Source organism: Clostridium sp. AF32-7AC (assembly GCF_003477925.1).
Lineage (GTDB): Bacteria > Bacillota > Clostridia > Lachnospirales > Lachnospiraceae > Otoolea > Otoolea fessa.
In genome coordinates, this window is the sequence record NZ_QUEG01000004.1 from 58,142 (window position 1) to 77,915 (window position 19,774).

The following is a 19,774-nucleotide window of genomic DNA, read 5'->3' on the forward strand; positions in this document are numbered from 1 at the left end:
CTATTTTTAATACCGTTTTCACGTCCGGTGAACTTTGGTATGTGTATGGCAGCTACACTGGGGATGCACCGGAACTTCTATCAGATCCGTGGACCACGTTTTGGCTTCAATGAACAGCATTTTTCCAATCAGCGGCTCTCCCTTGCCCAAAAGAAGCTTCAATACTTCTGCCGCCTGCATACATCCGATCATACCGGGAATCACGCCAAGCACACCATAAGCAGCCGAATTCGGGTTTCCGGATGGGTCCTCTGCCTCCGGACAGAGACAGCGCAGACATGGTCCGTCCGATGCGAACACGGTAACCTGTCCCGCAAATTCACAGATAGCTCCATATACATCCGGCTTTCCCAGCTTCATACATGTGTCACTCAGCAGATAGCGGGTTGGAAAATTATCCGAAGCATCCACAATCACATCAAACTTTGCAAGAATTTCTTCTGCATTTTCAGCTGTAATCCCCTCTGGGTATAATTCTACCTGCACCGAATGGTTCCGGCTCTGAAGCTGCTCCGCCGCCAGTTCTGCTTTTGCTTTTCCAATGTCCTGTTCCCGGTAAAGGATTTGCCGCTGCAGATTGCTGACATCCACCCGGTCAAAATCAGCAATCCCGATCGTACCGACTCCTGCTGCTGCCAGATAGAGGCTGACGGGAGATCCAAGTCCCCCCGCCCCGACTACCAGCACCCGGCTTTCCGCCAGCTTTTTCTGTCCTTCTTCTCCTACCTCCGGCAGGAGAAGATTTCTTTTATAGCGTTCTTTGTCTATCTCCAAACCAGCGTCTCCTTTCTGAATCAACCGCCCCCCAGTAAATGATAAATCTTCAAATCATCTGCTTCTTCAAGTGTTACTTTATCATAGTCTTCTGGCCAGACCAGCTGTCCATTTACCTTCACGACCAGCTTGGGCCAGGTAAATTTCATGTGTTCCATCACACCCCTGATTGTCAGTCCTTCATGCCAGTCCGGATATGGACGGTTATTCAGTACCATTATATCCACTTCCCTTCTGCAACGTGTTAATGAATAGTCTTACTGAAGCGGCTCAACTACTTCCAAAAGCTCCGGAAGATCCATGCCAAGCTCTTTCAGGTGTGCAATTGTCGGAACGCCGTTTAAATTCCAGCCGCGCTTCGGATATACCGCATCAATCAGCTTCTCATATTCCCCTTCTCTGTACTTTCTGGTCGCATCCATCTTTTCCTTTAAGGACATTTTTTCGACTTCTTCTTTTGTAAAACCAACCAGCTCTACCAGCTGACCATCGTAGCGCTCCTGACGGGACAGATACTCTTCTTCCGTAACCGGTCCCTGGGAGCGGTATGGAATCGCGTCGTTCGCACGCAGTCCCTTGCCAAGACGGATGTTGAAAATACGCTGGAAATTGTAGACACGCTCAGACATTTTAATCATATCATCCCTATCAATCTTGGTTCCAGTGACACCATAATAAAGATCCAGATAGTTATCTACATGCTCCGGTACCTTCGCCGGTTCATCGGTCATGCTGTTGTCAGCCGGTACAATATCATTCCACGGCAGCTTACAAAGTCCCAGAAGACCAAACCAGGTTCTAAACATCGGATAGTAATACAGCGCTTCCGCCTTATCCTCAAAGGTAGGGATCTGGTTATTTACCTGATCCATGAAAATCAGCCATGCCTCATCATGCTGCGGTCCCTTATTGGTCAGACCATAGCCGCCCTGCTGCGCCAGGGATTCTTTGGAAGAATACTCTGAATATTCAAGTCCCTTCTGTTCCATCGCGATATCATTCATGAAATCCATATCGCCCCAGCCCTGCGCTGCAAAATACTCTTTCTGCTTGTGACTTCCCAGTGCCGCAATCTTGCCAAAGCCTTCGTTTCGCGCCATCTGGTGCAGCAGCTCCAGCTCCGCCTCTGCATTGCCCCATACAAGCTCCAGACCGCCGGTTCTCTCCTTATTCAGGATACCATTTTCATAGCATTCCATCAGGAAAGCAGTCATGGTGCCAAAGGAAATCGTATCAATGCCATATGTATCACAGTAGAAATTTACTTCCAGAATTACCTGCGGATCGGTTACGCCGCAGTTCGGACCAACACCGGCTGCTGTCTCGTACTCCGGACCATCCACACATACTTTATGTCCCTTATACGGACCTGTCTTTAATTCAAACTGATCGGCTGTTTTAGCACATGCCATCGAACATCCATACCAGCATCCGTCCGCTCCGCCCTGGGTCAGCCATTTATTTCTCCATACCTCCGGTGCCATCTCATCGATCTTATCCGTTCCGCCATATTTATAATTGTGGGTCGGCAGAATATCATAATCGCTCAGGGTACGCAGGGAGTATGCCGTTCCGGATTTACGCATTGAATTCTGTTTGTCATCCTGTGTCGCCACCTCACGATGGAATTTCAGACCATCCCGGTTCAGGATACTGATATCATATACATGGTTCAGATTTGCTTTTACGCCTTTAAAATGGCATACCAGCGCTTTAATGTGCTTGTCCGCAAAGACACGTCCGATACCACCACGTCCAGCCTGTTTTAAGCGGACTACATTTCTTTTCGGATCATAGAATGTAAAATTCAACATAGAGAGGTTGCAATGATCCGCCGCCGAACCAGAGCATACGACCGCCACGTTTTTGCGATCATTGTCATCCTCCGCATACATGGTTGTCAGCTCTTCTCCCAGTACATGTGCATCTTTATGCTCTAACGGTGCTTTTTCAATTGAAACGGTTCCCTTATTGCCATCGATGACAATAATCACGTCTTCCTCCGCTTTTCCAGTCAGTTCGATCACATCAAATCCGGAGAATTTTAAAAATGGGCCAAAATATCCGCCAACGTTTGAATCAATCGGGATATCTGTCATCGGTGAAATGCTGCATACCAGGCATTTTCCGGTACCGCCGTACTGCGTGATTCCGGCAACCGGTCCTGCCGACATGGTGATGGCATTTTCCGGAGAATTCCACTTTGTATCCGGATTCGTTGCATCCCACAGATAACGCAGGCAATAACCTTTTCCGCCGATAAATTTTTCTTTGACCTCCTGAGGAATGTCGATCATATCGATGGTGTTATCTGTCACATTGATTCGAAGACGCTTATCCGTATATCCATGATACAGCGGCTTTGGCTCGTATGTAACCTGATTGAGAACCGTGTGGGCCTCTTTCATTTTTTTGATTTCTTCCATATCTGCGTCCGCATAACGCGGAAGATCACACATTTTAATCATGCCTTTCTCCTCCTTTTACTCTTCTACCAGACGGATCGCTCCGGTCGGACATGCTTTTACGCACAATCCGCACGCCGTACATTTGGACGGCTCCAGATAATCATCACACTGTACCATAACATTCTCCGGACAGAATCCAACGCACATCAGACAGCCGGCACATTCTTTCTTATTCAGCCGGTAAACGCCTCTCGCATCCTCCGTAATCACACCTGTATTGCATACTTCCGAACATTTTCCACACTGTGTGCACACAGCAATATGATGGCTTCCATCCTCCTTGTCGGTAATGCGGATGCAGGATTTCATTGGATCCGAAACCTTGTAAAATGCCTTCGAACAGGCTTCTTCGCACTGGTGGCATCCAATGCAGAGTGATTCATCTTTCTCTAATCGTCTCATCACAGTTCCTCCTTTTTGTTCAATTTCATTATTTCATCCGAAACAGATACATACCCGTCCCGAATCACTTCCAAAAATATGGCTCCTGCCGAAAGGCGGCAGAAAACTCCTTTTTCATGGTAAATACACTCTGGAAAACACTTTTTTCCATACCCGGAGACACGGAATACCGCCCCTCCCGCCGCCAGAAGATCCCCCGTATTTAACTGGGTGGTATCTATTCCCTCCGTTATCAGGTTTGCCTTGTAGCGGCGGAAGCAGAGTCCCGGTTCTGTCTGCTTCTCCATCCAGTCCCGGGCTTCTCCCGCCAACAGCGAAGTCTGCCTTTCACCTCCCGCTGCATGCCGGTCACCCTCCATTCCGATCCCCCTTCGGAACCAGGCGCTCTCCACGGCTTCTCCCGGCTGTCCCCTCTGCCGGAACACATATAATTCACGCACAACTGCTCCCATCTAATCCCCTCTTTTATAAATATAAAATTTCTCCGGTTCTTGCCAGCCCATAACCACCGAGCTTCTCCACTCTCTCTGCAAACTCCCGGCTTTTCAAAACCGCCAGAAAATGCTGTACCGGTGGAAAATCCAGAAATCTGACTGGAATCGCAAAGTCATACTCTTCCCGTCCAATCTCAATAAAATCAAGTCCCATTGCCCTGGCTGCCGACTGGATTCCCATGCCCGCGTCTGCATCGCCGCCGGACACGGCAGCCGCCACTGCCATATGCGTTGCCGCCTCTCTGTCATATCCGTGAATCTCTTCCGGTGAAATACCGGCTTCCTTCAGCTTATAATCAAAAAGGACTCTTGTCCCCGCTCCTCTCTGTCGGTTGACATAATTCAAACCACGTAGATCTTCAATTTCATGGATTCCAAGCGGATTTCCTTTTTTTACGATAATTCCCTGAATTCGCTCAACACCTTTGACAAGTGCCATTTTTTCACCCGCAAACAGTTTTTTCAGGATCGCAATATTATATTCTCCTGTCTCTTCATCCAGCAGGTGGGTCGGAGCCAGATGCGCCTCTCCCCGCTTTAATGCCATTAAACCGCCCATACTGCCTACATGCGTACTGGAAAGGTAATTACCCGGGTACATACACGGCAGCAAATCTGCCATCACATCCAGAATCAGATCATGGCTTCCGATTGCCACTGCCGTACTTCCAATTTCCTCCAGGGAACGGTATAGCTCTACGTCAACGGTATCTCCCGCCTCGACCCCCTCGCTGTTCTGAGGAATCACACAGAATCCGTCTGCCCGCACCAGGCTCATTGCTGCTCCCGCCCCGCGCGCCAATGGAGAAGCGACGAGCTTGTCACCCACTTCTCCTACCTTCACCCGCACATACTCTTTATGTTTCAGGGATGATACAAGGCGTTTGGATATGACAGCCCGCACCGTCGTGCCGCCTGTTTCTGTACGTCCTGCCAGTTTCTGCAGCACAGGAATTACAAAATTTTCAAAGTTGATATAGGCGGATACCGGATATCCCGGAAGTCCGATCACCGGTTTTCCATTGACAATCGCCAATATTACCGGTTTTCCCGGCTTGATTGCCACCCCGTGTACCAGAACCTCCCCCAATTCCCGAAGTACATGAACCGTAAAATCTTCGGTTCCTGCACTGGAGCCGGCATTGACAATCACCATGTCATATTTTTCAACTGCCTCTGCCACCTTTTCTTTCAATGTTTCATACTCATCCGCAATCGGCGGAAAACGATGGGGCGCACCGCCATGTTCCGTTACCAGTGCCTCAAACACTCTCGAATTCGATTCGATGATGTCCCCATCCCTGGGTTCCTGTCCCGGCTCTATGATTTCGGTTCCCGTCGGAAAAATCGCTACCGACGGCTTTTTCAACACCTCAATCTCTGTAATTCCGCCAGACAGGAGAACACCTATATCAATCGGGCGTATCTCATGATAACCGGGCATCAGCATCTCACCCGCTACGATATCTTCTCCGATCGGGCGCACATGCTGCCATGATGCTGCTGCATCCGTAATCTGCACCGATCCATCTTCCTGCTCCAGCAGATCCTCCGCCATGATAACTGCATCGCATGGTGCGTGAATCGGATCACCCGTATCCACCACTGTAAAATCTGTACCTGGATATAGGGTAAGTGGTTTCCGCTCCGATGCTCCTTTTGTTTTCTCTGCCTCAACCGCGATTCCATCCATCGCTGCCGCATTGTAAAGCGGAGAACAATATTTCGCATAGACTGCCTCTTTTGTAATCCGGTGCAGACTTTCCGTCACGGGAATCCATTCTGCCTTGGGTCTTAATAATTCCCCCAGTGCTTTCTGGTAAAGGGCTTTTGCCTCCTCCACCGGTGTATTATTCAGATATAAATTTCTCTTTCCCATCTCTGCCTCTATTCTGTTTCCACCAGGCTCTGCCGATCCTTTATTCTCCGCCGCTCTTCTGGAAACAATTCATTTTAAAAACGGTATACTTTCACCTGCTCACCCTTCTTCAGACCCTCCTGATTCATATCAATCAGAACGTAGCCGTCTGCCTCTGCCATCGTCGAAATCAAGCCTGATTTTCCAAATACCGGTTCTGCCTCCAGCCCCTGGGGAGCCATCTGAAGCTTTACCAGCAGGCAGGTTGTTTTTCCGGGTGCACCCGCCAGGTTCGTTGTCATAAAGGCTTCTAACGGAGGTTGATCCGGCTGACCGGTTACCTGCTTCCAGAGCCACACAAATAATAAATGGAAAACGGCAAGCGCTGCTGCCGGATGCCCAGGAAGTCCTCCTAACAGCGTATGTTTCTCTTTATCATATCCCAGAATCGTCGGTTTTCCCGGTTTCAGTGCCAGCCCATGGGTAAATACTCCCTCCTTGGAGATGCGGTTTAATATCTCCATAGTCATATCTTTCTTTCCCTGGGAACTTCCTCCGGAGATCAGAATCAAATCACAGGCTTTGACCGCCTCCCTGATTTTCTCCTCTAAAAGTACTTCTTCATCCTTCACTGCCTCTGCCGAAACAAGCTCCAGACCTGTCTTCTTCACATAACATGACAGCGCCCATGTATTAATATCCCGCACCTGCCCCGGTCCAGGAACCTGATCGATCCTGACCAGTTCGTCGCCCGTCGATAGAACTGCCACCTTCCACGGTTTAAAAACCGGCACCTGCACCACGCCAAGCGCTGCCAACGTTCCCGCCTGCGCCGGGCCAATCCGGGTTCCCGCTTTAAGGACTATATCCCCGGTTTTTACATCTTCTCCCGGAAGCACGATGCATTTTCCATACGGAACATTTTCATACAGGGCAACCTCATCTGTTCCGAACCGTTCACTGTATTCTACCATCACCATGGCATCTGCCCCTTCCGGAACCATGCCGCCGGTCGGCACATAGGCACAGGTACCCGGTTCAATCTTTGATACCGCCGGATGTCCTATCTCTACTTCTTCCAGCACCTTCAGAAAAACCGGGATACTTTCTGTTGCGCCCGCCGTGTCCTTTGAACAGACTGCATACCCATCTACACTGGAACGGCGGAATGCAGGAATCATTTCCTCAGAGACAATATCTTCTGCTAAAATGCAGCCAGATGCATCTGCAAGCGCAACCCGCTCCGTCTCTGGCAGGCACTCTTTTGCCGCTTCAAGCAGACGTTCCCGCGCCTGCGCCAGCGTATCAACTTTCAATAACTTCATAGTTCCTCCCTTGCGGCATGATTCTTCTTCGCGAAGGTATGCATCCATGCGAAGTGCTTTTGATTCATGGACCGCCTCTCCGAATGAAACAGAAAAACGAATACAGAAAACATTCCGCTCTCTGTATCCGTTCCTGATAATGCAGTCTGCCTCTTATGGCTTTCTGCTGATATGCACTTATCTACATCAGGCTTTGCTTGGGCTGGCGGAATTTACTGCTCTTTTCCAGAACTTCCGGGGCTTCATCCCGGTCATCCGAGAGCTATTCCTTTCCAATGCATCGTCTGATGCGGGGAGGCACCCGCGTTTCCCCGGATACCCATTGGCTTTTCTTCCATCCTGTCAATCGGTTCACAGCTTAGGCAGAAAAGCTCGAAATCAACTCTGTATAACTGCCGCTCTCGTGCGACAATTCTCTTTCTCATGATTTTCTACCAGAAATTATACCACATTTTCACAAACTGTGTCAATCATCCCAAGCAAAACTCTTTCCATTTTTTTCATATTTAGCGCAATCGCCTCGCATTTTTATTCATATTTCTGAATTTTTTTCATTTTCACGATATGAAACCTCTGTATCAGCCAGATATCGGCGGATGGACGGGTGAGACGGGTGAAGAAGGATTTCTTCCGGTGTTCCAGACACCAGAACATTCCCCTGCTCCATAAAATGTACCTGGTCACAAATCTTGCGGACATGCACCAGCTGATGGCTGATTAGCAGCCATGTCATCTTATTTTTCGTCTGCTGCTCCCGCATCAGCTGTTCAAACAATTCTGTACTGTCAGGATCCAGATTGGAAAGCGTTTCATCAACAATCACAAACGCAGGGTCAAATACCAGCGCCCTGATAAATGATAATTTCTGCTGTTCCCCGCTGCTCAGGGAACGGGCATACTGATTTTTTTTCTGCAGAAGCCCGCATCGTTCCAGCCAGGCATCCATCTTCGCCTCATCTGGGCGGATTCCCCGTATTTTCAGCGGATAGATCAGGTTCTGATACACCGTATCATGCAAAAGATACGGTCTCTGTGTTGTCATCGTGATATCCCGGGGTGTCAGTCCCTCGTAATCAATCCTCCCGCCATCTGGAACCAATATCCCCTGTATCAGCTTGGAAAGTGTTGTTTTTCCGCAGCCATTGGTTCCTATCAGACCATGAACCTTCCCGCTCTCCAGATACAGTTCCTCGATTTGAAGCGTAAACTGACCCATCTTCTTTTGCAGCTTAGAGATTTTCATCCGGTGTCTCCTCCTGTCTGAAATGTTCTGCCAATGTCTGTACCGCAAATGCCAGAAGCATCAGGATCACTCCCAAAAATACCCCTTCATAATAATCGCCTGCACCTTTCAGGGTTGAAATCGCAGTCGTCATTGTCCGGGTGCTGTTTTTTATATTTCCACCTACCAGAAAGACCGCCCCGACCTCACTGATGGAACGCCCATATCCAGACACAACCGCAAAATAAATTTCATTTTTCATTTCACGCAGCAGAAGCCGCGCGGTCTGATGCCGGTCAGCTCCCATCGTCCTGGCAAACGCCCGGATCGAAGGCGCCGTGCGGACCGCATATGAATATACCATTCCACAGACGATCGGAGTGATGATCAGAACCTGGGCTGCCACCATTCCTTTGATCGTAAATACCCATCGAAGCGCCCCAAACGGACCTTTTTTTCTCAAAAGCATATATGTGAGCAGTCCGATGACAACCGGAGGTGCTCCCATCAAGGTCCGGTTCACGCGGACTACCAGCTTTTTTCCTGGAAATTTCGTCTGCTCCAGCACAAGTCCCAGAAAAATTCCAAGCATGGACGCAATCAAGGTTGACCAGAAAGACATCACCAGCGTTACCCGGATAGAATCTATCACTCCGACCGTACCAAAAAATTTTGAAAACAGGTTTCCCATATTTTTTCTCCCAGCATATCCACTGAAACACCTTATGTTCTGCAGGCGTTCTCATTTTCTCAATTCTTAATGACAGAAAACCGGAAAAAGTGCATCCTCCCTTCTCCGGTTTCCTGTTTATACATTATAAATTCTGCAAGGTTCAACTGCCTGCTTTATTCGTTTAAATACGCTAATCCCAGCACTGCCGCATATCATCCGGCAGTATTCTATTTCTGCTCTGCATTCGGGAAGAATAACGGCTCGCCGTACTCCTTTACGCCGTATTCACCGATCAGCGTCTGGATTTCCGGAGAACAGATCCACTTGATAAACGTATTCGCCGCCTCGTTGTTGACATCCGGATATTTCTCCGGATTTACTGCGATAACGCCGTACTGGTTTAAAAGTTCCTTGCTGCCTTCACATACAATATCCATATCCGGGAAATCTGCCTTCTTGGCAAGCCAGGTACCGCGGTCAGACAGGCAGTAGCCACCTTTTTCATCTGCCATCGCCAGTGTATCAGCCATTCCAGCGCCTGCCGATACATAGTTTGGATTGCTCTCATAATCTGTAATTCCCAGCTTCTCCCAGATTCCGGTCTCCTTGTTATGGGTACCAGAGTTGTCTCCACGGGACACAAATGTCAGCTGCTCGTCCATGATCTGTTTAAATGCAGCGTTGATATCATCCGTCTTTGCAATCGGACCATCCTTCGGTCCTACGATCACGAAATCATTATACATAACCTGGAAGCGCTCTACACCGTAGCCGCTCTCCACGAATTCTTCTTCTTTTGCTTTAGAATGAACCAGTATCACATCGACTTCACCATCTTTTGCTTTCTGAATCGCATCACCGGTTCCTACTGCCGTCCACTGTAAGTCAATACCTGTATCCTCTAAAAAGATTGGCTTTAAGTAATCCAGAAGACCTGTATTATCGGTACTGGTCGTCGTTGCCATCAGAAGCGTCTCTCCGGATGCTTCCTTGGTCTCCTCTGCACTGCTTTCCTCAGCAGCCTCTGCGGTTGTCTCTGCGGCGCTTTCCGCCTCCGTTGTCTCTTTTGCGCTTCCGGAGCAGGCTGTCATAGACAATGCTGTCATGGCCGCCATTGCCAATGCAATGATTCTGTTTGTCTTCTTCATGAAATTGTTCTTCTCCCTTCTTTTGTTTAAGAATACGCTGAAAAACATTTCATCGGAACGAGACTCTGGCAGAGGATGCGCCGCCTTTTACCAGCTGCCTTTCTTCCTAAATAAGCAGCAGGTCCTACTTCTCTTTCCAATGCATTTCTTTCCAAATGCGGGAGGCATCCGAGTTTCCCCTGATACCCATTGGCTGTAAACCCTGACAATATACTGTGTTAGGTTTTTCAGCTCGAAATATAGTTTTCCTGGCTTCTGCTGTCCGGGTTCTTCTAATACTTCCCGAAACATCCTTATACATTTTTACTATACCATGGCAAAATTCCTCTTGTCAACCGGGCAACTTTCACATGAGCGAAATTTTTTCATTTTTTCAAGCTTCTTATTTATTTTGTTTTTTGTTTTCTACTGCTCTTTTCTACTGTTATTCTGGATTTTTAGTCTTTTTTCACTTCTATCTTGATTTTCCCTTTTCATATTTGTGCGATGCTCTTTTAACTGTGCTTAATTTTTTGTTTTTGTTTTATATATTATGAATATTCAAACCATTTTATCTTTTCTACAATTTTCACTTTCTTTTCACGCATAATATCCTCATTTTTGCCGATTGTAAGCCCCATTTTTCTATGGTATCTTATATGTTATATTAATTTTCTTTTATAGTCATTCCGCACTCCGCTTGTTTCAGCGTGATCGGATGATTATTTTTCAGATTCGTCTGTTAAAAATTAAATTAATACTTTTTTTTCAATTTACTCTTGTATTCTTGAGATGGTTGTAGTATTATAGACTCAGAACTAGAACACAGTCTAGTTTTTTGCAAAGGAGGGGGAAAGAATGGCAGAAACTCCTTACATATTTAACATCCAGAAATTTTCAACGCACGACGGCGATGGTGTCCGCACCACGATCTTCTTCAAGGGATGTCCCTTACGCTGCATGTGGTGCCACAACCCGGAGAGTCAGCATTATTATAAGGAACTGATTTTTCATCAGCACAAATGTACCACCTGCGGCCGATGCGTTGCAAAATGTAAACAGGGAGCCAATTCCATCGTAGACGGCAAGATTGTATTTGACCGTTCCAAGTGTACCGCCTGCGGCGTCTGTACCGACTGGTGCATCACAGAGGCCCGGGAGTTGGCCGGTAAGGAATACACGGTAGATGCACTTGTCAAGGAAGCGATGAAGGACAAAATCTTCTATGAGCAGTCCGGCGGCGGTGTAACACTCTCCGGCGGCGAGGTTATGGCTTCCCAGCATATGGACTATGTGGAAGAAGTCTGTCGCAAGCTCCACGAGAACGGTGTCAGCATTTTCATCGACACCAGCGGCTACACAGATTATAAGAATCTGAAGCGGATTCTTCCTTACGTAGATGTTTTTCTCTACGACATCAAGGTGATGGATCCGGAAGACCACAAGAAATATATCGGCGTTGACAATTCACTGATTCTTGAGAACTTAAAGAAATTAAGTGATGAGGGCGCTGGTCTTTACATCCGGCTTCCGATTATCCAGCAGGTCAACGCAACCGATGAACACATTGAAAGTGTCATCCATTTCCTGAAGGAAAATAATATTCACGCACGTCAGGTAAACCTTTTACCTTATCATGACATCGGAAAGGGTAAATACGCCAGCCTCGACATGGAGTACCATGATGATGAGATGAGCGTACCGGTGTCCGAGCTTATGGAACACTTTAAGTCCATGTTCGAAGAACAGGGATTCAACAAAGTCAATATAGGAGGATGATTTAAATGGCAGAGAAAATTGATACTTCATTCGTAATCAACACACCAGAAGGTCTGTTAAAAGACAACGACCGCGGATGTACCGAGAGAATTAAAAGACTGAGAAGAATCAGCCATTCCACCCAGCCGCATCTGGATCTGGAAAGAGCAAAAATTGAAACCGATGTTTACAAAGAGTACGAAGGTTCCGTATCTGTACCGGTTTTAAGAGCTCTCGTTCTGAAAGAGTACTTCTCCAGAAAAACTCTTTACTTAGGCGAGGATGAGCTGTTAGTTGGTGAGAAGGGCAAAGACCCGCAGTGTTCACCGACTTTCCCGGAGCTGTGCTGTCACACCATCGAAGATATGCACATCATGAATGATCGTAAACTGGTTAACTTCACTGTTACCGAAGACGATCTAAAGCTTCAGGAAGAAGAGATCATTCCGTACTGGAAGAACCGTGCAGTCAGAGAGCATCTCTTAAAAGCTATGACCCAGGAATGGAGAGACTGCTATGAGGTTGGTATGTTTACCGAGTTCATGGAGCAGCGTGGACCGGGCCATACAGCCGGCGGCAAGAACTTCTACATCAAGGGCTACGGCGATTACAAGAAAGAGATCGCGCAGGCTATCAAAGATCTTGACTACTTCAATGATCCGGAAGCTTATGACAAAGAGCAGGAGCTTCGCGCTATGGATATCTGCTGCGATGCTATCATTATCTTAGGTAAGAGATATCATGATCTGGCTCTTGAGAAGGCTGCTGAGGAGAAGGATCCGGTCAGAAAAGCAGAGCTTGAGCAGATTGCAGCTAACTGTGCCGTTGTTCCGGAGCACAAACCGGAGACCTACTGGCAGGCACTTCAGATGTACTGGTTTACACACCTTGGCGTTACAACCGAGTTAAACCCGTGGGATGCATTTACACCGGGCCGTCTGGATCAGCATCTGATTCCGTTCTATGAGAAAGATACCGCTGCAGGTACTCTGGATGATACCAGAGCTCTTGAGCTTCTTGAGTGTCTCTGGGTTAAACTGTTCAACTCTCCGGCTCCGGTTAAGGTTGGCGTAACCTTAAAAGAGTCCGGTACATACGTAGACTTCGCAAATATCAACTCCGGCGGTGTGAAGGAAGATGGTACAGACGCAGTTAACGCTGTTTCTTACTTAATCCTTGACTGTATGGAAGATATGAGACAGAACCAGCCAAACTCCAACGTACAGATTTCCAAGGTTACTCCGGATAAGTTCTTAAAGAGAGCTTGCGAGATCGCTCGTCAGGGTTGGGGCCAGCCGGCATTCTACAATACCGATGAGCTGATTCAGGAGCTGGTAAATCAGGGCAAATCCCTGGTAGATGCAAGAAACGCTGGATGCTCCGGATGTGTTGAGACCGGTGCATGGGGAACCGAGGCTTATTGGCTGACCGGTTACTTAAACATCCCTAAGTGCTTACAGCTCGCTCTGTATGATGGCTACGATGTAATGTTCAAAAAACAGATCGGACCGCACACCGGCAAGGCAGAAGACTTCAAATCCTATGACGAACTGTGGAACGCATTCAAGACACAGCTTGAGTACATCATCGATGTTAAGATGCGCGGCAACCTGGTTATCGAGAGAATCTACTCTCAGATGATGCCGGCTCCGTTCCTTTCCATCTGTACCGATGACTGTATCAAGAAAGGTAAAGACTACAACGCAGGCGGCCCGAGATACAACACAAGCTACATCCAGGGTGTTGGTATCGGTACTATTTCCGATGCACTCTCCGCTATCAAGTTCAACGTATTTGACAATCAGAAGTTTACCATGAAAGAACTCATCGACGCTATGAACGACGATTTCAAGGGCCATGAGGACATTCTGAACCTGGTTAAGAATAAAACTCCGAAATACGGCAACGATGATGATTATGCAGATGACATCATGGTAAGTGTATTCAATGAGTACAAAGATTATATTACCGGCAGACCGACCACCAGAGGCGGTGTATATCATGTAGATATGCTTCCGACCACCTGCCACGTATACTTCGGTGATGTTATGATCGCTACTCCGAACGGCCGTCTGGCTCATAATCCTCTGTCTGAGGGTATCTCTCCTGAGAAGGGTGCTGATATCAACGGACCGACCGCAGTTGTTAAATCCTGCTCCAAGATGAACCACTGTGAGACCGGCGGTACTCTGCTGAACCAGAAGTTTACTCCGGCTGCTATCGCAGGCGAGAAGGGTATTGACAACCTGGCTGCTCTGATTCGTTCCTACTTTGCTATGAACGGACATCATATGCAGTTTAACGTTATCGACCGCCAGACTCTGATCGAAGCTCAGAAGAATCCGGAAGAATACAAGGAACTGATCGTCCGCGTAGCTGGATACAGTGACTACTTCCGCAACCTGGATAAACCGCTTCAGAACGAGATCATTGAGAGAACCGAGCAGAGCTTTGGAGGCTGTGGCTGCTGTTAATTGCTCGCAACAGTTTGACAACTCTAAAAGTCTTAAGTTCAACATATAATGCCTTCTATGAAAATGATATAGCCCCAAAAGGGCGGAAAGCCCCGGCAGCGAAACTGCCGGGGCTTTCTTATTTCTTTATCCTTATCTCAATATCAGATATTCCGCTCTACTCTGTTATCATTTTTGACCTTCTCATACAAATAACCGCCAGGGCAACTGCCAATCCGCCTGACAGCACCTTGCTGATCATATAGGCTGTTACCCAGTTTCCCGGTATCAGGGACGCTACAAGGGTCATCTGACCGCCTACTACATAGGCACCTGCCACAGAGAAAGCGGCATTTAATACTTTCCCGCGCTTATCCATCTTGGAAAACAATGGCAGCATCGCAAGGCTCTGTATAAAGGAAAGGAACAGTCCGACAACTGCCTCCTCATTGATACCCAGGATCGCCCCGATGCGCTGGATCGGCTTTTGGAGACGTTTTAACGCCACCTGCGACAGCACCAGACCGCCGCACGCTGCGATGACCATGCGGAGTACCATAAAAAGCATTTCCTCAATCAAGGCATCCTCGACAACCGCATACTTCGGCATGAAAATTCCGAAGACCGCCACACCAAACAGGAGAAAACTAAAAATACGGATCGCATTTCCGATGAAAATCATGATCTTCATCGTCAGCTTCGGAACCAACACAAATGCCGCAATCAGCACCACGCACAGCACCAGCACCGGAATCATATTAAAAAAGAGCTGACGGACAGGCAGACCCAGCATCAGACCTCCGACCGCCAGACCAGACGGTATGGCAATCAGTCCGAAGATGAACCCCCGCATCAGCTCTCCTATTTCATCTTTTCGAACGGCTGCCAGAAAAACCGGCAGCTGGTATCCGACCGTCATACCCAGACTGCCTGCTACCATCGCACCGGTAAATGCCGCCAGCGCTGGTGTCGCCGCCAGCTTCTGTGCCATGCCAAGCGCCCCCATATCCGGCGCCAGAAGGCAGCTTGGAATGAGCGCCGGATCAAACGGCATATGCTTTGCCGCCTCTGCAATCGATTCCGCGTGGGTCTGCACATATGTAACTCCGATCGCAAAAAATCCGACCGTGGACATCGCCAGACCGCCCATGGTGGCAAGCCCCTTTTCAAAATTCGGCATCAGCCCCAGCTTTCCTCCCAGCATCTCATCCACAAGACCGGCTGCCGCAAACACCAGCATGATCGCAATGAATATGTTCATAAGCCGTACCTCCCAGCTTTTCCCTATTTCTCTGTTTCCACTTATTTTCCCTCTATCAGGTACATTTCTCTGTCAATCACCGTTCTTTTTCTACCTCGCCAGCAGCTGTATCAGCACACCCCCGATCGTCAGCATCAGTGCCCCGCAGGAGCGCGTCACAATCTGTGCAAATGGAAGCAGTTCCATCCGTTTCGAACTGCTGAGCACCGCCACATTTCCGGAACCGCCCATGTTCGTCGTACACATCCCCGCTGCGATCGATGATTCCAGCGGATAAAATCCCATCTTGATGCCGATCAGTCCGGCGGTCAGTGTGATCGCCCCGACAATCAGCACGACACTGAGCAGATAAAATGGAGTGATGGTGTGCAGAATCGTCTTTAAATCAATCAGCGTCGCTCCGATTCCAGTCAGCGCCGCCGCCGTCCAGCTGTGGATCGCGAACTGTCCCCACTCTCTCGCCGCGTCCTCCAGGCGATCTGAAAGGATTCCCGTTCCCTTCACAATCACAACTGCCACAATCATCCACGCATATGTCGGTACAATCGAAATAAAATGATGGCAGAGCGCCCCCAGTTCATAAAATGCCATCGAAATGATAAGTCCCGTACATAAGAGTGCGAAGGTCGGTTTCATCGGAGGCTGTTTCTTCACTTCGTGACCGTCATTGACAAGGCAGCCATTTCCGGTCAGAGATGGCTTTCGCTCGCCGATATTATTGGCTAAACCGCCAAAAATGATCGCCACACAATTTCCCAGCACCGTCGCCGGTGCGATCCGCGTCAGGATCTGTCCGGCGTCCGTCCCCAGAACCGACGAATACATTGCCGACAGAGGCACTGCTCCCGCCGTCATGCCGCCGCTCGTCATCGGAATACCGATATACAGGATGCCTTCCAGAAAACTCTCCCCCATCACCATACCGAGCAGACCTGAAAGTATCACGCCGACTGCCAGCGATATGACAGCTGTCGGAAGCAGTTTCACCGTTGCGCGGATCAGAAGCCCGCGGTCGATATTGAAAAGACTTCCTGTGATCAGCGCTGAGATATAGAAGACCAGAAATCCTTCTTTGTTGACAAAATTGTCCAGGATCTCATGCGTCTGCTCCGGAATCAGCCCCAGTGCCTGGATGACCGCCGCCCCCAGAATACAGATGACCGAGCCGCCCAGGTACGTTTTCACAACCGGTGTATGATTTCCTAAAAAATTGAGTCCCTCGCCCAGCACCATCAGCGCAATCATGCCGCCGACCAAGCCTGCCGGAAGACAGTCCATATACATACAGACCACCACCAGCGCCAGGATGCCTAGATACAGAGGGATGGAAAAACCAGCGATCGTATTAGCTTTGCCAGATATTTCTTTCCTCTCTTGCTGCATTTTTCATTTCACCTCTGAGTATTAATTTCTTCCACAACACTTCTTATATTTCTTCCCAGATCCGCAAGGACACGGATCATTCGGATAAATCTTCTCCACCTTTTTCGCGGTTACCGGTGCTGGCTGGGACATTTCCGGCACCATCGCCGGCATGCCGCCGATCATACCTCTCTCACTTAATTCCCACGGTTTATTTCCGCGGTTTTCTTTTGTTCTCGTATTGTTGAACGCATCCATGAGAAGTCTTAAAAATTCGCCCATCTGCTGCTCGCTCTGGAAGACAATCCCTTCTTCATGCATCTTATTCATCAGTTCTGCCGGTGATTTTCCTTCATAACTGCTGGCCCACGTCTCAAAGCACCATCTAGCCGCTTTCTCATACGGCACATCCAATTTTTTTATGAAATAGGACTCCAGCTCCTTATAAGCCAGTACCCCTGCCTCATACCCTTTCTGACAGATTTCATCCAACTGCTGTGCAGACGGAATATAGAATTTTTTATTCTGCTGCTGTTTCAACAAAGCAGTGAGTCCATCACCCTCAAAAACTGGAAGATGTACATACAAGCCCCTCTCGGAATAAAGCGGATTCTCTTTCGGCAGGTCCTGCATTCCCAGTTTCTCCATCGGGAAAATGCAGGATTCTGTGATGTCCTCCGGCATTTCCTCCAGCATCCCGATCATTTCTTCGATCGTGCCTTTCACCTTCAATTTGTACAGTTCATACAAAATTTCCAGCGGCGCAATCTCATAATAATCGATAAAGAAGCTGATACACTTCATCAGCCAGCCTTTTTTGCTCTGAACCGCCCGGAATGCCTCATCGTCAATCCCGCTAAAACCCTGTGCAATCTCTTCAAAGACAGTAAAGCAGTCACTCACTTTCTCAAAACTTCCAAGTATGTATTTATATAACTGCATTCCATCCATAATCTCTTCTGCAGAAATTTTCTGTGGCTCGGTACAGGCTTTGCAAAAAAGCACCATCTGCTCTTTCGTCAGGCATGAAAGTCTACCCCGGAGTGCCTCTTCCGTCGTTAAATATTCTACAATTCGGTCAATCAGGTCATCCTTTTTAAGTCGGGAACAGTTCTTTAACTCGTAGCTTCTTGCTTCGTTTAATAAGTCTTCTTTGGTCCATTCTTTTAAATATTCTCTTAATAACATACAATTTCCTTTTCTCATCTTACATCGTTTCATGCTTCTCTTCATATTTTTTTATTATACTTTTAAATGCACATGGATTGCAAGATATATCGTTACATATTTCTGCTTCGCGCGAGTGCGCATCATTGACATTACACAAAAATACAGCCTGTCTCCAAACTTCTCAGGAAACAGACTGTATCGATTAAGGATTATGGTAAATAAAGGATTGTCGTAACTGTTCAGTAGGTCTGCGCATTTACTGCGCTGACCGTACGAAAACATGGGCCAGCAGGCAAAAATCCCATTGCCGCAGGCAATTTTTAATGGATTTTTGCGCGTGACTGTGAAGGTACTGAATAGTTACGGATTGTCTATATTTTACAGAAATACCGCCAACTCTTCTAGCGGCTTGCGATCTGCATGCAGCCTGGACGGATGAGCTGTCTCTGCCGGATATCCAAGCGGCAGATAGGCCGTCGGCTGTAAGCCCTTCATCTCTGGGAACTGCTCCAGCAATTTTTCTGGATTAAACATACCAACATACGTTGTTCCCAGTCCCAGTTCTGCTGCCTGCAGCATCATCTGGGAAACCGCCAATGTCACATCGATCTCTCCATGGTTTTTCCCGTCCTCTTCCCGTTTCCAGGAAATCTCTGGATCATAGGCTGCTACAATCACAACCGGCGAATGAAAATGACACGCCGTACATGCATCCGCTTTCGCCAGAGCCTCCTCACTCTGCATCACGAAAAAGCGCTGTGGCTGTAAGTTATGTGCCGTCGGGGCTTTGCGTCCTGCCTCCAGCACTTTCTGTAATTTTTCCGCCTCAACCGGGCGGCTGTCAAATTTACGAAGTGAATAACGTGCATCACATAATTCTTCAAATTTCATAGTAATCAAAACTCTCCTTTGTATTGCAACTAATAACTACGAATCCGATCCGAATCCTCTTCTCCCGTTTTCTCGATCTTCCGGATCTCCACCACATAGCTGCTCTTATCGTTGACCTTCACTTCCACCTGGTCACCCACATGGTGTCCTTCGATCGCTTTTCCGAGCGGCGACTCGATGCTGATCCGGTTTTCCAGGGAATTGCCCCGGATGCTCGTTACCAGACGGTATACTTCTTCCTCGTCGTCATCCTCAAAATACAGAGTAACCGTATCATTCATTCCGACCTCATCCGGGCGGGATTCTTCCGATACGATCTTAGCGTGCTTCAGCATATTTTCCAGATAGCGAATACGGCTTTCATTCCGGTTCTTATCCTTCTTAGCAGCATAATATTCGAAGTTTTCGCTCAAGTCACCCTGTGCGCGCGCCTCCTTGACCGCCTCGATCGCCTCTTTGCGGACCACCAGCTTCCGATGGTCGATCTCTTCCTGAATCTTCTTTACATCACTTTCTGTCAGCTGCTCTCTCATGTC

At 48.1% G+C, this 19,774-nt stretch carries 17 protein-coding genes and 2 riboswitches; of the genes, 2 read left to right on the plus strand and 15 right to left on the minus strand.

What is annotated here, in order from left to right:
* Positions 1-18 precede the first annotated feature (18 nt).
* The 10 genes from DWZ45_RS07320 to DWZ45_RS07365 all read right to left on the minus strand — a co-directional run bounded on the left by DWZ45_RS07320 (position 19) and on the right by DWZ45_RS07365 (position 10,364).
* Positions 19-774 carry a HesA/MoeB/ThiF family protein gene (locus DWZ45_RS07320; protein ID WP_182426648.1) on the minus strand — a complete coding sequence of 252 codons (756 nt, stop codon included), beginning with the start codon at positions 772-774 and terminating at the stop codon, positions 19-21.
* 20 nt (positions 775-794) lie between these two features.
* The gene (thiS, locus tag DWZ45_RS07325; protein WP_022360324.1) at positions 795-992 is read right to left on the minus strand and encodes a sulfur carrier protein ThiS; all 198 of its coding nucleotides are present in this window, start codon (positions 990-992) and stop codon (positions 795-797) included.
* 39 nt (positions 993-1,031) lie between these two features.
* Positions 1,032-3,242 carry an aldehyde ferredoxin oxidoreductase C-terminal domain-containing protein gene (locus DWZ45_RS07330; protein WP_207663858.1) on the minus strand — a complete coding sequence of 737 codons (2,211 nt, stop codon included), beginning with the start codon at positions 3,240-3,242 and terminating at the stop codon, positions 1,032-1,034.
* Positions 3,243-3,257: 15 nt separating this feature from the next.
* Positions 3,258-3,644: a 4Fe-4S binding protein gene (locus DWZ45_RS07335; protein WP_022360326.1), complete on the minus strand. Its 387-nt coding sequence runs from the start codon at positions 3,642-3,644 to the stop codon at positions 3,258-3,260.
* On the minus strand, positions 3,644-4,096 hold the full coding sequence (locus DWZ45_RS07340; RefSeq protein WP_118468388.1) for a hypothetical protein: 453 nt from the start codon (positions 4,094-4,096) through the stop codon (positions 3,644-3,646). Before DWZ45_RS07340 ends, DWZ45_RS07335 begins: the two co-directional genes overlap by 1 nt.
* A 13-nt stretch (positions 4,097-4,109) precedes the next feature.
* On the minus strand, positions 4,110-6,017 hold the full coding sequence (locus DWZ45_RS07345; RefSeq protein WP_118468389.1) for a molybdopterin biosynthesis protein: 1,908 nt from the start codon (positions 6,015-6,017) through the stop codon (positions 4,110-4,112).
* A gap of 74 nt (positions 6,018-6,091) precedes the next feature.
* Positions 6,092-7,321 carry a gephyrin-like molybdotransferase Glp gene (gene glp / locus DWZ45_RS07350; protein ID WP_118468391.1) on the minus strand — a complete coding sequence of 410 codons (1,230 nt, stop codon included), beginning with the start codon at positions 7,319-7,321 and terminating at the stop codon, positions 6,092-6,094.
* Positions 7,322-7,570: 249 nt separating this feature from the next.
* Positions 7,571-7,711, minus strand: a riboswitch (molybdenum cofactor riboswitch).
* Between the two features lie 142 nt (positions 7,712-7,853).
* Positions 7,854-8,564: an ABC transporter ATP-binding protein gene (locus DWZ45_RS07355; RefSeq protein ID WP_107001403.1), complete on the minus strand. Its 711-nt coding sequence runs from the start codon at positions 8,562-8,564 to the stop codon at positions 7,854-7,856.
* Entirely contained in the window at positions 8,551-9,234 is a 684-nt protein-coding gene (locus tag DWZ45_RS07360) for an ABC transporter permease (RefSeq protein ID WP_022360331.1), read from the minus strand. Before DWZ45_RS07360 ends, DWZ45_RS07355 begins: the two co-directional genes overlap by 14 nt.
* 209 nt (positions 9,235-9,443) lie before the next feature.
* Positions 9,444-10,364, minus strand: coding sequence for a substrate-binding domain-containing protein (locus tag DWZ45_RS07365; protein WP_022360332.1), 921 nt, complete (start codon positions 10,362-10,364; stop codon positions 9,444-9,446).
* Positions 10,365-10,492: 128 nt separating this feature from the next.
* Positions 10,493-10,614: riboswitch (molybdenum cofactor riboswitch) on the minus strand.
* 587 nt (positions 10,615-11,201) lie between these two features.
* On the opposite strand from DWZ45_RS07365, the gene DWZ45_RS07370 reads away from it, so the two are divergent.
* Together DWZ45_RS07370 and hypD are read left to right on the plus strand one after the other, a co-directional pair.
* A complete protein-coding gene (locus DWZ45_RS07370) occupies positions 11,202-12,122 on the plus strand; it encodes a trans-4-hydroxy-L-proline dehydratase activase (RefSeq protein WP_118468393.1) in 921 nt (306 codons plus the stop codon).
* Positions 12,123-12,127: 5 nt separating this feature from the next.
* Positions 12,128-14,575 carry a trans-4-hydroxy-L-proline dehydratase gene (gene hypD / locus DWZ45_RS07375; RefSeq protein ID WP_117796067.1) on the plus strand — a complete coding sequence of 816 codons (2,448 nt, stop codon included), beginning with the start codon at positions 12,128-12,130 and terminating at the stop codon, positions 14,573-14,575.
* Between the two features lie 157 nt (positions 14,576-14,732).
* On the opposite strand, the gene eutH is transcribed toward hypD, so the two are convergent.
* From eutH to greA, 5 genes are all read right to left on the minus strand, one after another.
* Entirely contained in the window at positions 14,733-15,815 is a 1,083-nt protein-coding gene (gene eutH / locus DWZ45_RS07380; RefSeq protein WP_107001400.1) for an ethanolamine utilization protein EutH, read from the minus strand.
* A gap of 90 nt (positions 15,816-15,905) precedes the next feature.
* The gene (locus DWZ45_RS07385; protein WP_118468395.1) at positions 15,906-17,198 is read right to left on the minus strand and encodes a 2-hydroxycarboxylate transporter family protein; all 1,293 of its coding nucleotides are present in this window, start codon (positions 17,196-17,198) and stop codon (positions 15,906-15,908) included.
* Between the two features lie 21 nt (positions 17,199-17,219).
* Positions 17,220-18,365 (minus strand): SEC-C metal-binding domain-containing protein, encoded by a 1,146-nt coding sequence (locus tag DWZ45_RS07390; protein WP_182426649.1) that lies wholly within the window; start codon positions 18,363-18,365, stop codon positions 17,220-17,222.
* A 360-nt stretch (positions 18,366-18,725) separates the two neighbouring features.
* A complete protein-coding gene (locus DWZ45_RS07395; protein ID WP_117796070.1) occupies positions 18,726-19,238 on the minus strand; it encodes a nitroreductase family protein in 513 nt (170 codons plus the stop codon).
* 29 nt (positions 19,239-19,267) lie between these two features.
* Positions 19,268-19,771 (minus strand): transcription elongation factor GreA, encoded by a 504-nt coding sequence (gene greA, locus DWZ45_RS07400; protein ID WP_022360596.1) that lies wholly within the window; start codon positions 19,769-19,771, stop codon positions 19,268-19,270.
* Positions 19,772-19,774 lie beyond the last annotated feature (3 nt).